This window comes from Telluria sp. ZB4P36 (genome assembly GCF_059685865.1).
In genome coordinates this window covers 79,965-93,836 of the sequence record NZ_JCASIE010000006.1, presented here as the reverse complement: position 1 = coordinate 93,836, position 13,872 = coordinate 79,965, and the positions used below count along the sequence as shown (strand labels likewise).

Annotated in this window: 4 protein-coding genes; 3 read left to right on the top strand and 1 reads right to left on the bottom strand. The window is 67.8% G+C overall.

Features of this window, described 5'->3' with window-relative positions:
• Positions 1-12 precede the first annotated feature (12 nt).
• The 3 genes from AC56LK_RS10855 to AC56LK_RS10845 all read left to right on the top strand — a co-directional run bounded on the left by AC56LK_RS10855 (position 13) and on the right by AC56LK_RS10845 (position 2,798).
• A complete protein-coding gene (locus tag AC56LK_RS10855) occupies positions 13-528 on the top strand; it encodes a SixA phosphatase family protein (protein ID WP_497184559.1) in 516 nt (171 codons plus the stop codon).
• Positions 529-639: 111 nt separating this feature from the next.
• Positions 640-1,839, top strand: coding sequence for a helix-turn-helix transcriptional regulator (locus tag AC56LK_RS10850; protein WP_497184558.1), 1,200 nt, complete (start codon positions 640-642; stop codon positions 1,837-1,839).
• Positions 1,836-2,798, top strand: a complete 963-nt coding sequence (locus AC56LK_RS10845; protein WP_497184557.1) for a GlcNAc-transferase family protein — start codon at positions 1,836-1,838, stop codon at positions 2,796-2,798. The genes AC56LK_RS10850 and AC56LK_RS10845 overlap by 4 nt, the downstream gene beginning before the upstream one ends.
• A gap of 95 nt (positions 2,799-2,893) precedes the next feature.
• On the opposite strand, the gene AC56LK_RS10840 is transcribed toward AC56LK_RS10845, so the two are convergent.
• On the bottom strand, positions 2,894-13,828 hold the full coding sequence (locus AC56LK_RS10840) for a hypothetical protein (RefSeq protein WP_497184556.1): 10,935 nt from the start codon (positions 13,826-13,828) through the stop codon (positions 2,894-2,896).
• Between the last annotated feature and the right edge of the window lie 44 nt (positions 13,829-13,872).

Sequence of the window (13,872 nt, the reverse complement as noted above, 5' to 3'; positions counted from 1 at the left end):
CGAGAGGATTCCATGAGATTGTCCACCCGCCTGTTCCACTGCCTGTCGCTCAGCTTCGCCATGCTCGCGCCCGCCGCTGCGCTGGCCGAACCGAGCGCGGTCTACCTCGTGCGCCATGGTGAAAAGGCGGCCGTGGGCCAGGACCCGGAGCTGACCCCGCAAGGCCAGGGACGGGCACAGGCGATCGCCACCATCCTGTCGAAGGTGGGCATTACCCAGGTGTTCAGCACGCCGACCCAGCGCACGCGCCAGACCGCCCAGCCGCTCGCCCAGCGCAGCGGGATCGAGGTGCAGCTGTATGATCCGCGCGCGCCCAAGGCGCTGGTCGAGAAGGTGAAGGCCCTGGCCGGCCCGGTACTGGTGGTGGGCCACTCGAACACCCTGCCGGAACTGGTGCGCCTGTTCGGCGGCGCGCCCGGCGCCGACATCGGCGACGATGAATACGACCGCCTGTACCAGCTGACGCCGGCCGCTGGAGGCATGGTCAGGACGGTCCTCCTGAGCTCGCCGCCATCCAGCGCCCCCTGAAGCCTGGACGAATGCCACATTGAAAAATTGTCGTGGCAGATGAGCAACCGGCAGTTCCAATGCTTTCCGGCATCAGTTACGATGCATGGGAGTTATTGATTGGAGTAAATTTTGGAACAGTCCCAGGCGCGCTTCGAGCACGTCGTCAACCTCGTCTACGATACCCTGGAAAACCGGGACGGCTGGCGCGCCGTACTGGAAGGCATCCACGAGGCGGTCGGCGGACGTGCGGTTCACCTGCTGGCCTTCGACGCCAGGCATGGCGCGCTGTCGTACAGCGACGGCGCCGACATGGCCCCGCAGATCGACCTCGAGTACATCCAGAAGTACCAGTTCATCGATCCGCGCGTCGAACTGATGCGTACCCAATGGGCGGACGACTGGCTGCACTGCCACGAGCATTTCGACGAGGCCTTCGTCGCCCAGGACCCGTTCTACCAGGAGTTCCTGATCCCGCACGGCGCGCGTTACCTGACGGCCTGCAAGCTGGTCGAGAACGGTGAAGCGACCGTCCTGCTGGCCTGCCTGCGCCGTCCAGCAGATGGTCCGATGCCGCCCGCGGCGCTGGCCTTCCTCGACCGCCTGCGTCCGCACCTGCAGCGGGCAGTCCGCATGGGACTGGCGCAGTTCGTGTACTCGGCCCAGGCCCTGGTTGGACACGCGCTGGTCGACAAGCTGCGCCAGCCGGTGATGCTGCTCACGCCCAACGGCGAAGTGGTGCTGGCCAATGAAGCGGCGCGCTGCCTGCTCGACTCGACCAGTCTGGTACAGGTGGCCGACAAGCGCCTGGTGCTGCCGCAGGCCTATCGCCGCGCCTTCCTCGATCAGTGCTCGGAATTGGAACACCAGGTACGTGCCGGCGCCGGCATCGACGCTGGCAAGCCCTTCCGCTCGCTGCACATGAGCAGTGGGCCGGGGGAGGCGCCCGACGTCCTGTACGGCTTCTTCACCATGCTGGTACCGGAGCACACCATGGGGAGCTTCGGCCTGCGTCCGCTGGTGATGCTGTTCTTCTATCATCCCAGCTCGGCCCAGGAAATCGATTCGGACCTGCTCGCGGCCGCCTTCGGCCTGTCGCACGCGGAATGCCGCATTGCCTCTTTGCTGTCCGACGGCCTGCCACTCAAAAGCATCGCCGATACACTTGGCGTCCAGTACGACACGGTACGCAAGCAGCTGGTGTCGATCTACCAGAAAACCGCGACCAACCGCCAGCCGGAACTGGTGCGGCTGCTGATGAACCTTCCCGCATCAGCCGTGCAACGCGCACTCAAGGCCGACGGCAACATACCCAAAGGATGTGCCTCTTGACTCCGACTGCTGTACCGACCATCTTCATCAGCATCGCGTCCTACCTCGACCCGATGCTGTTCTTCACCTTGAACGATGCGGTGGCCAAGGCCAGCCGTCCGGAGCTGCTGTCGCTGGGCGTGGTCGACCAGCACGTCGAGGACCAGCGCGCCGCGATCGCCGCCCTGCCCTTCGCGCGCCAGGTGCGCTACGTGCACCTGCATCCGCAGGACACGCTCGGCGTGAGCTGGGCGCGCAGCACCGCCTTTTCGCTGTACGACGGCGAAGCCTTCCTGCTGCAGGTCGACTCGCACACGCTGTTCGAACCGGGCTGGGACGAGCAGCTGCGCAGCCTGCACGCCAAACTGCGCGAGCGCTCGGCCAAGCCGATCGTCAGCACCTATCCCTACCGCTTCGACATGGTCGACGGCGTGCCGCAGTACACCCCGAGCGAGGGCCGCACCGCGCTGGTACTGCGCCCGCATCCGGAAAAGAACCCGACGCCCGGCGACGCCGTGCTGCGCTTCATGGCGCGCCACCTGTTCACCAGCGAACCGGTGATGGGCTGCCACGTGTCGGCCGGCTTCCTGTTCGCGGCCGGCGCCTTTGTCGAGGAAGTGCCCTACGATCCCTACCTGTACTTCCACGGCGAGGAGCAGAGCCTGGCGGTGCGCGCGTTCACGCGCGGCTGGGACATCTTCCACCCGCTCACCACCCCGGTGTACCACCTGTACAAGACCAAAGGCACGCCCTACGAAACCCACCACTGGCACGGCGAGACCGATGCGCGGCGCGCCTTCCAGTCGGCCTACCTGACCGAACGCGCCAAGCAGCGCCTGAACCGGCTGCTGACCGGCGACGGCCTGCCCGGCGCCTTTGGCCTCGGCAGCGCGCGCACGATGGAACAGTACAAGGAACTGAGCGGGATCGACTACGCCAACGGGAATGTCACGGATCCCTTCGGCGGCCAGCTCTGCTGACGGGCCTGTTCGCCGCGCCATGAAAAAACCCCCGGCAGCCGCAAGCGGCTGCCGGGGGTTGTCGTTTGCGGCCCGTACCGGCGCCGCCGTCATGCTCAGGTCGGGAAGCCCACCAGCTGGATCGTGAACACCGAGTCGCTTACCTCGTTGGTCGCGTCGTTGCTGTAGTCGCGCTGGCCATCACCGTCCTTGTCGTTCCAGACGTGGACGTTGTAGTTCTCGATGCCCTTGACGTAGTTGGTCTCGCCGGCGGCGATGATCTTGTACTGGTAGCCGGCCGCCTGGGCCGCCGCATCGGCGCCGTTCAGGGCGCCGGTCAGTACGGTGAACGTCACCGCGTCGCGCTCGGCCACGCTGCCGACATAGATCTCGAGGATGTCACCGGCCGTGCTCCGCGAGGAGTTGCCCAGGCTGGTGCCGCCATCGAGGTAGTTGACGCCCTTGCCCAGCACGAAGCTGTCCGCGTAAGCCGTACCGACGATGGTATCGCCGCCCCCGCGTGCATCGATGTAGACGCCGGCCCCGTACTGCGCCATCAGGGCCTTCACCTCGGTGGACAGCAGGTCCGTCGCGGATACGCTCTCGCTGAAGCTGGTGCCGTTGATCCAGGCGAAGTTGCCCATGGTCGCCAGGTCCTGGCCATTGGTGGTCTTGGTCGGATCGGTCGTGCTCACTTTCTGCTCGCCGACATGGACCGCCAGCTCGATCTGCTTGACGGAGCTGATCTCGCCGCTCTCGCGGACGCCGTCGCCGTCGTCGGCCCAGTGCGAGACACCGACCGACTCGATTCCCTTGAGGTAATCGAATTCGGCGCCGCGCTCGAGCTTGAAGGTGTAGCCGGCCTGGAAGGCTGCCAGGTCGTCCCCGGTGGCGCTTGCCGTCAACTGCACCGCGCGTACCGCCGTACCTTCCGCGGCGCTGCCGGTGTAGACGTTCATGTAGTCGCGCGCGGCGTAGCCCTGCGGGTCGAGACCGGTATTGGCGCCACCGTCGATGCGGTTGAAGCCGGCGCCGGCTTCGATGTGGTCGCCGTATGCCGAACCGGTGAAGCTGTCGTTGCCGCCGCGGAGATCGGCGTACACGCCCCGCTTGTACTGGTCCATCAGGCTACGGGTCGCCGCCGACACGTCGGTCGCCACATTCACGCTCTCGTTGCCGGCCCAGCCATTCACCCAGGCGAGATGCATGGACTCGGCCAGCGGGCGGCCGGAGGAATCCTGTGCTGGATTGGTGGTGCTGAGCTGCACCTCGCCCACGTAGGTCGACGTCCATTCGCCGCGCACGTACTGCAGTTCGCCGCCCTGGGCCACGCCGTCGCCATTCGCATCCTGCCAGCGCGAGATGCTCAGGCTTTCGATGTCGCGCACGTAGCTGACATTGTTGGCGCCGTCGACCACCTTGGCGCTGTAGCCGGCCGTGGCCGCGGCCAGGTCGGCGGCGCTGCCGCCCAGCGCCAGCACACGGACCGCATCGGCCTGCGCCTGGTCGGCGACCAGTACGCGCAGCGTGTCGCGCCCGGCGCCGCCGAACAGGTTGCCGATGTTGGCGCCGCCGTCGATATGGTCGGTGCCGGTCCCCATCGTGAACTCGTCGCTATAGGCGGTGCCGGTGATGCGGTCGTCGCCGCCGCCCATCTGGAAGCGGGCGCCGCGCTGGAACTCGTCCATCAGGGCGCGCGCTGCCAGTGAGAAGCCGGCCGGGCCGAAGGTTTCCCCATGGGCCGAGCCGTTCACGCTGGCGAAGTAATCGACCTGGGTCAGCAGGCGGTTTTCCGTGCTCATCGCCGGGTTGGCGTAGGCGCGCACGACCTCGGTCGTGACCAGGCCGATTTCCACCGTCGTGGTGCCGACCGTCTCCAACGCACCGCCGCGGCCCTGCTGTCCGCCGTTACGGTCCGAGAAGGTCCATTCGATCGTGACGGACGACTGGGGGGCGGCCGAGGTCGTCGTGTAGCCGATGCCATGCAGGGCACGGTTGACCAGATCCTGGGGCGCAGGATAGTTGAAATACAGCGTCAGCGTGCCAGAGCCATGGAACACCGAGCCCACCTGCACGCCGCCGACCGTCAACTGGCCGTTCGCGAAGCTGACCTCGCCCATGGCCTTGAACACGTCCTCGGCATTCGCGCCGCCCTGGCGCGTCAGCGTGAGCGAGGCGCCGCCATACTCATTGTGTGCCGACATTTCGGCATCGTAGATGGCGGCATTCGCGTCCAGTATTACCGGGCGCACGCCGTCGCCTCGGACCGTGCCGCCGAGCGAATTCACCTGGCCGGTGTGGAAGCCGGTATCGAGGCTGCCGTCCAGGTTGAAGCGCGCCAGCACCATGCTGGCGTCACCCTGCAGGTTGAAGTTGGCCGTGCCCAGCACGACCAGCTTGCCGCCGACCAGTTCAATCCCGTTGACGATGTCGCCGATCCCGCGCAGCGGCAGCGCCGCGACGCCGCGCGCGCCGAAGGCGGTGTCGAGCGTGCCGTCGGCGTTGAAACGCAGCAGCGTGATATCGCCGCCGAGGCTGCCCCTGCCGTCGCTCGAGCCTGCCACGATGATCGTGCCGTCGTCCAGTACCAGCATGTGCGCGCCACGGTCGTCGAAGGCGGTGGTATGTACCAGCGTCTTGCCGCCCGTGCCGAAGCTCGTGTCGAGCGTGCCGTCGGCGTTCAGGCGCACCAGCGATACGTCGTAGTCGCTGGTCGATTCGGCGCCGCTGCGGCTGCTGCCCGCCAGCAGGATTTTGCCGTTTGCAAGCACGGTGACAGCGGAGACCGTGTCCACGCCCGGGCCGACCGGCAGCACCAGCTTGCCGCCGTTGCCGAAACCGCCATCGAGGCTGCCGTCGACGTTAACGCGCAGCAGCGCCAGATCGGTGCCCGCCTGGCCCGGCGTGGTACCAGCCAGCAGCAGCTTGCCGTCGGGCTGGACCAGCATCGTGTTCGGCGTGTCGAAGCCGGCGCCGAAGGGAACTACCAGCTTGCCGCTGCCGTTGAAGCCCGTGTCGTGGCTGCCGTCCGCGTTCAGGCGCACGATGCCGAAGTCGCTATCGGTGCTGGCGATGTTGATCACGCCCGCCAGCACGATCTTGCCGTCGGCCTGCACCAGCAGGTCGCGCGGCGTTTCCTGCCGGTTGCCCAGCGAGACCACCGCTTCGCCATTCAGGCCGAAGCCCGTGTCCACGCTGCCGTCGGCGTTGTAGCGCACCAGCTTCAGGTCGGAACTGGCCGCGAGAGAGGTCGAGAACGGCACCAGGATCTTGTCGCCCTGGAGGACCGGTGCGCCGACACTGCCGAAGAAGGTCGGCAGCATGACGCGGCCGCCGTTGCCGAAGCTCGTGTCGAGCGAACCGTCGGCGTTGGTGCGCAGCAGCGCGGTGGTGTAATTGGCGCCGGCATCGACGCCGTCGACCAGCGCCACGGTCACCGCCTTGCCGCCCGGGATGGCGACGAAGCCGATCGGGGTCAGGTCGTAGCCGGCATCGATGACCGCCACGCCGGCCGGGGCGCCGGCGAAACTCGGTGCGGTGTTCGAACTGAGCATTTCGCTGCGTACGAACTTGATCTCGTTGGTCGGATCGTCCTGGTTGCGGTGGTCGCGCTGGCCGTCCCCGTTCTTGTCGTTCCAGATCTGGATGTAGACTCGCTCGATGTTCTTCACGTAATCGGTTGACACCGTGCCGTTGGCGATCTTGAAGCGGTAGCCCTCGGTGAATGCCTGGGCGTCGGCGCCGCTCATGCCGGCGCTCAGTTCGACGATCTGCACCGCGTCGGCTGCGGTCTGGTCGGCGACGTAGACATTGAGGATGTCCTCCATCGGCTGGCCAATGGTGTTGGTGCCGAGGTTGGCCCCGCCGTCGAGCTTGTTGATGCCGGTGCCGAGCGTGAAGTGGTCGCCGAACGCCGATCCGCTGACATGATCGTTGCCCGCGCCGACGTCCACGGAGACCCCGCGGCCATACTTGCTGATCAGCCCCTGGGTCTTGGCGCTGACGTCGGCCGCGACGGCGAAGCTGTCATCTCCCTGCGAGCCGTAGACCCACGCAAAGTGGCTGTAAGTCGACAGCGGGTCGCTGCCGCTGCCCGGGTTGGCGGCCCCGGTGATCACCTCATCCACCAGCATCGCCAGCGGGATGCGGCGCAGGTACTGGACTTCGCCGTTGTACTCGCGCTGGCCGTTTCCGTTGGCGTCGTTCCAGGCGTGGATGTTGACGAGTTCGATGTTCTTCACGTAGTCGATCTCGGCGCCCGCCACGATCTTGTAGGTATAGCCCTTGTCGTAGGCCAGCGCATCGTCGCCGCTCATGCCGGCGGTGAGCGTTACTACCTTGACCTGCGCGCCTGCCGCGGCGTCCGCCACGAAGATGTCGAGCACGTCGCGTGCACGGCCGCCCTGTGGCATGTCGCCGGCCTGGGCGCCGCCATCGATCCAGTTGATGCCGGTCCCGACGGTGAAGTTGTCGCCGTAGGCCGAGCCGACGATGGTGTCGTTGCCGGCGCCGGTATCGGCGTAGACGCCGCGCTGGTAAGTGTCCATCCGGGCGCGGGTAGCGGCCGAGATGTCGGCGGTGGCATCGAAGCGGTCGTCCTGGTCCCAGCCATTGGCCCAGGCGAAGTGCATGGAGTTCGTGCTGGCGGGGTCGATCTCGTCGACGCGCAGCTTCACGGCGATCTCGCGCACCCAGAGCGACGCTTCGCTGGCATCCTTCTGGCCGTTGCCGTTGGTGTCGTTGTACTTGAAGACGGCGATCGATTCGACATTCTTGACATAGTCGATCTCGCTGCCGTTGATGACCTTGATGCCGTAGCCGGCCGCGAAGGCGGCGGCATCCTCGCCGGTCGCACCGGCATCAAGCCTGGTGACCCGCACCGCAGCCGCCTGCTCATTGCCCGTGGCATACACGTTGAGACGGTCGAAGCCGGCCCCAGCGGCATATGGATGGGCGCCGGCGTTGGCCCCGCCATCGACCCGGTTCACGCCGCTGCCCATGGTGAAGTCGTCGCTGTAGCCGGTGCCGGTAACGGTATCGCTGCCCGGCCCCATCACGAAGGTGGCGCCGAGCTGGTGCTGCTGCATCAGGCCCTGTGCCGCGGCCGAGAAGCCGGTGGCGGCATCGAAGGAGTCGCTGCGGGCGCTGCCGTTCACGTGCGCCATGAAATCGAGGCTGGACAGCGGCTGGCCGGAGGTGGACAGGCCGGGCTGGCCTTCGGCCACTTCCTGCACCGACACGCCGATCCGGACCTGGGTGCTGGCGAGCGTGCCGAGCACGCCGCCGCTGCCCTGGCTGCCGTCGTTGCCGTCGCTGAAGCGCCAGTCGATCGTGACCGTCTCCGGCGGATTGGCGCTGGCATTCGCGTACGCGATGCCGTGCAGCGCACGGTTGACCAGGCCCTGGCTCGCCAGGTTGTTGAAAGTGATGACGAGCGTGCCGCCCGCCTGCGATACGCTGCCGATGGTGATCCCGCCGACCTGCAGGGCCTGGCCGGAGATGAGCACTTCGCCGCTGCCCGAGAACAGGTCGTCGGCGCTGGCGCCGCCCTGGCGCTCCAGCGTGAGCCTGGCGCCGCCGTAGTTGCCGCGCGCGGCCAGCTCGGCGTCGTACACGACGACGTTGCGGTCGAGGACCTGGGCTTGCAGGCCATTGGCGCGCGCCACGCCGCCGTCGAGCGTCGATACCGGCGCCTGGTTGAAGGTCGGGTCGAGCCTGCCGTTCGCGTCGAGGCGGGCGATCAGGCTGTTGGCGTCGTACTGCATGCTGATATAGGCGGTGGCGAACACGACGATCTTGCCGCCCGTGAGCGCCAAGCCGACCGCATTCACGCCGCCCCCACCGGACGGGATGCTGGCCGTGCCGTTGACGCCGAACGCGGTATCGAGGCTGCCGTCCTGGTGGTAGCGCGTCAGCGCCAGGTCGCCGCCCGTGCTGCCCGTCGAAGGCTCGCCGACGCTGCCGAGGACGACGATCTTGCCGTCGGCCTGGACCTGGATCCGGTTATAGAGGTCGTTGCCATTGGTATGGCGGGCCTTCACCATGCCGCCGCTGCCGAAGCCGGTGTCGAGCGAGCCGTCCGGATTCAGGCGCACCAGCAGCCCGTCCACGTCGCCGCTGCCGTCGCCGGTGCGCACGGTGCCGGCCAGCAGCAGCTTGCCGTCTGGGAGCACGATCACGTCGCGCGCGGTATCGGTGCCCGGGCTGACCGGCAGCATCACCTGGCCGCCGGTGCCGAAGCCCGTGTCGAGCGTGCCGTCGGCATTGAAGCGGGCCACCGCGACGTCAAGTTTGGCGCTGCCCGGCGCATAGCCGACCAGCACGATCTTCCCGTCCGGCTGCAGGGTTGCGCCGGCCACCGTATCGTTTCCGGCCGCGATCGACAGGGTCGCGAAACCGGTCTGGTTGAAGCTGGTGTCCAGGCTGCCGTTGGCGTTCAGGCGGGTCAGCGCCATGTCGCCGGTCGCGCCTGCGCTGGTCCAGCCGGCGACCACGATCCTGCCGTCGGGCTGCACCATCAGCTTGACCGGCTGGTCATTGCCGGCGCTGACGTTGATGAGCGTCTGGCCGCCGTTGCCGAAGCTCGTATCGGGCGAGCCGTCCGCATTCAGGCGCAGCACGCGCATGTCGTAGGGCTGGCCGGTGGTGGTGGCCACCACCAGTACCTTGCCGTCCGCCAGTTCTACCGGCGCGGCGTTCGAGAAGCTGCGCAGGCCGGCGATCTCGACGCGGCCGCTGCCGCCGCCGTAGGAGGTATCGATACTGCCATCGGCATCGTGGCGCGCCAGCACGCCGCGGCTCGGGGTGCCATCGTTGGTGTAGAGGACGTGGAAGCTGAGCAGCTTGCCGCCGGCGAGCACGGTGCCGCCCGTGGTCGAGTAGCTGTCGCCTGCGGCGTCGATCGCCACGCCGGCCGGGGCGCCGGCAAAGGTCGGCGCGCTGTTGGACCGGTTCGGCGGCTGGGGCTGCTCACCCAGCTGGATCGAACGGGCAAAGCTGATTTCGTTGGCAGGATCGCCCTGCGGGCCGCCGTCCTGGAGGCCGTCGCCATCCTTGTCGTTCCAGACCAGCACGTGGACCTGCTCGATGTTCTTGACGTAGTCGACTTCGATGCTGCCGTTGGCGACCTTGTACTGGTAGCCGAGGGCGAAGGCGTCGGCATCGGCCCCGGTGGAGCTGGCGCTGAGCTTGGTGACCGCGACCGCATCCGCCGCGGCCTGGTCGGCCACGTACATCTGGAGCGCGTCGGCCGCGTTGCCGCCGCCCGGGCTGGTGCCCAGGTTGACGCCGCCGTCGATGTGGTTCACTCCTGCGCCGGCGACGATGTTGTCGCCGTAGGCGCTGGTGACGATGCGGTCGTTGCCGGCGCCGGTGTCGACGAAGACGCCGCGCCCGGCCGTGTCCATCAGGGCGCGGGTCGGCGCCGAGACGTCCGTCGCAGCGTCGAAGCTGTCCGCGCCGGCGGTGCCGGTCGCCCACGCCAGGTGCATGTGATTGGCCGTACTGTCGCCGGCGGCGATCTCGTGGACCTCGAGCACCAGCGGGATGTGCCTGCCGGTGCCCGCGCCGGGCACGTGGATCGACACCGCTTCAATATTCTTGAGGTAGTCCTTCTGGCTGCTGTCCGCGCCGTAGGTGACCATCCAGGTGTAGTCCGGATTGTCCGAGGCCACCACTTTCACCGCGTTCATCGCGGCGACGCTGGCCACATCGATCTGGAACACGTCGCCGGCCTTGCGCCCGCCGGTGTCCTGGCCGACGTTGGCGCCGCCGTCGACGCGCGAATTGCCGGCGCCATTGCGGATGAAGTCACTGTAGCCGGTGCCGACGATGGTGTCGTTGCCGTCGCCGCCGTCGATCCACACGCCGCGGCCGCGGCTTGCCATGGCCGCCGTCAGGGGGCTCGACAGCATGCCGGCCGCCCCCATGTCGATGCTGTCGGCACCGGCCGTGCCGTTCACCCAGGCTAGGTGGGAATAGTTGCCGACGTTGCTGTCGGCCAGGTTGGCCTCCTGGACGGTGACCGCCAGCGGGATATCGCGCCCGAAGCTGCTGCCGCCGTCGTTGCGGGCGATCTGCACGCTGACGCGCTCGATGCCCTTGATGTAGTCGGTCTCGGCGCCCGCGCTCACCTTGTGGGTGTAGCCGGCCGCGAATGCCGCCGCGTCCTCGGCCGTGCCGCCGGCGCCCAGCGCGGTGACCTGCACCGCATCGGCTGCGGCCTGGCTGGCCACGGTCACGCGCAGCACGTCCTGGGCCTTGCCGCCCCAGGGCGCGGTGCCGGTGTTGGCGCCGCCATCGACGTAGTTGGTGCCGGCGCCGGCATCGATGTCGTCGCCGTAGGCCGAGCCGACCACCGTGTCATTGCCGCCTTCCATGTCCGCGTAGATGCCGCGGCCGTGCTGGGTCATCAGGGCCTTGGTCGCCGCCGACAGGTCGGTGGACGCATTGAAGCTCTCGGCGCCCCCGGTACCCTGGGCCCAGGCAAAGTGCATCTGCTGGTCCAGGTTCTGGGTGCCGGACGCGATCTCCTGCACCCGCAGCGCCAGCGGAATCCATTTGCCGGTGCTGGTGCCGCTGACGTGGACCGAAATCGCTTCCACGTTCTTCAGGTAGTCCTTCTGGGTACTGCCGGCGCCATAGGTCACCATCCAGGTGTAGGCGCTGTCGTCCGACGCCTCGACCCGGATCGCGTCCATCTCGGCGGCGCTGCCGACTGAGACCTCGAACACGTCCTGGCCGCCGATGTTGGCGCCGCCGTCGATCTTCGCATTGCCGGCGCCGTTGCGGATATTGTCGGCATAAGTGCCGCCGACGATGGTGTCGGCGCCCGCGCCGCCGTCGATCCACACGCCGCGGCCGTGGCTTGCCATGGCGGCCTTCAGCGGTGCCGACAGCAGGGTCGAACCGGCGCCGGCGTCGATGCTGTCGCCGCCGGCGGTGCCGTTGACCCAGGCCAGGTGGTAATAATTCGCCAGGTCCGGCGCGGCCAGGTTGGCCTCGCGCACCACCACGGCGAGCGGGATGTCGCGCGCCCAGGTGCTGCCGCCGTTACCGGTGGCGACCTGCACCGTGACCCGCTCGATGCCTTTCAGGTAGTCGGTCTCGCTGCCCGCCACGACCTTGTGCGTGTAGCCGTCGTTGAAGGCCTGGGCGTCCGCGCCGCTCATGCCTGCGGCCAGCTGGGTCACCTGCACGGCATCCGCATCGGCCTGGCTGGCGACGGTCACGCGCAGCACGTCCTGGGCCTGGCCGCCCCACGGCGGCGAGCCGGCGTTGGCGCCGCCATCCACGTGGTTGGTGCCGGCGCCCATGTTGAAGTCGTCGCCGTAGCCGCTACCCTGCGCCGTGTCGTCGCCGGCGCCCATGTCGACCCAGACGCCGCGGCCATGCTGGTCCATCAGCGACTTGGTGGCGGCGGACAGGTCGGTGGACGCATTGAAACGGTCCGCATGTTCGGTGCCCTGGACCCAGGCGTGGTGCATCTGGGTCGCCGCGTTCTGGCCGGAGCCGATCTCGTTCACCTGCACGGCCAGCGGGATCCACTTTCCGGTCGAGGTGCCAGTCACGTGGACCGAGATCGCCTCGATGCTCTTCAGGTAGTCCCGTTCGGTTTTGCCGTCGCCATAGGTGACCATCCAGTCATAGGCCGGGTCGTCGGAGGCGAGCACGCGCACGGCGTCCATCTCGGCCTGGCTTGCCACCGAGATCTCGAAGACGTCCTTGCCGCCGATGTTGGCGCCGCCGTCGATCTTGGCGTTGCCCGTGCCGTTGCGGAAGTTATCGGCATAGCCGGTGCCGGTGATCGTGTCGTTGCCGGCGCCGCCGTCGACCCAGACCCCGCGCCCGCGTGCGCCGATGGCGGTCTTGAGCGCCGCCGACAACAGGGCGGTGTCGCCCGACAGGTCGATGGCATCAGCGCCCTGGGTGCCGTTCACCCAGGCCAAGTGGTAATAATTGTTGCTGGTATTGGCTAGGTCGGCCTCGTGCACCACCACGGCCAGCGGGATGTCGCGCACCCAGCTGCTGCCGCCATCGGGGGTCGCCACCTGCACGGTGATGCGTTCGATGTTCCTGATGTAGTCGGTCTCGCTGCCCGCCACCACCTTGTGGGTGTAGCCGTCCGCGAAGGCCTGGGCATCCGTCCCGCTCATGCCGGCGGCCAGCTGCGTCACCTGCACCGCATCCGCGGCGGCCTGGCTGGCCACCACGACGTGCAGCACGTCCTGTGCCTTGCCGCCCCATGGCGGGGAGCCGGCATTGGCGCCGCCGTCCACGCGGTTGGTGCCGGCGCCCATGGTGAAGTCGTCGCCGTAGCCGCTGCCCTGCGCCGTGTCGTTGCCGGCGCCGGTGTCGATCCAGACGCCGCGTCCGTGCTGGTCCATCAGGGCCTTGGTGGCCACCGAGACGTCGGCCATGGAGAAGTTGTCGGTGAAGCTGCTGCCTTGCGCCCAGGCCAGGTGCATGAAGCCGGCCGCATTGTCCGTCACGGCGATCTCGTTCACGTCGAGCGCGAGACGGATCGTCTTGACGTAGCCGCCCGAAGCCAGGAACACGTTCACCTGCTCGACGTTCTTGACGTAGTTGGTATCGGCGCCGTTGACGATCTTGAAGCGGTAGCCGTCGGCATACGCCGCGCCATCCGGGCCGGTAGCCGAGTCGCTGATCTCGATCGCCTCCACGGCGGCGCCGGCGGCGGCGCTGTCGACGAAGACGTTGAGGACATCGCGCGGCTTGCCGCCATGCGGCAGCGAGCCTCCGTTGGCGCCGCCGTCGATCCGGTTGTTGCCGCTGCCGGCGTTGATCGTGTCGGCATAGTCGGAGCCGATCACGGTGTCGTCGCCCTCGCCCATGTTGACCACGACGCCGCGGCCGTATTGGGCCATCAGCGTGCGCATCGCCGAGCTGATGCTCGTGGCGGCATCGAAAGTCTCCGCAGCGGCCGTGCCGTTAGCGATGACAAAATAATACTGGGCGCTCAGCGCCGAACCCCATTGGGTCTTGGTGCTGTCGTTCGGGTCGAGCGGAATTTCGTTGATAGTGATGGTCATTGCGTTGTCCTCGGTGCGTCCGTGTCGTGTGCGTTCGTTGTCGC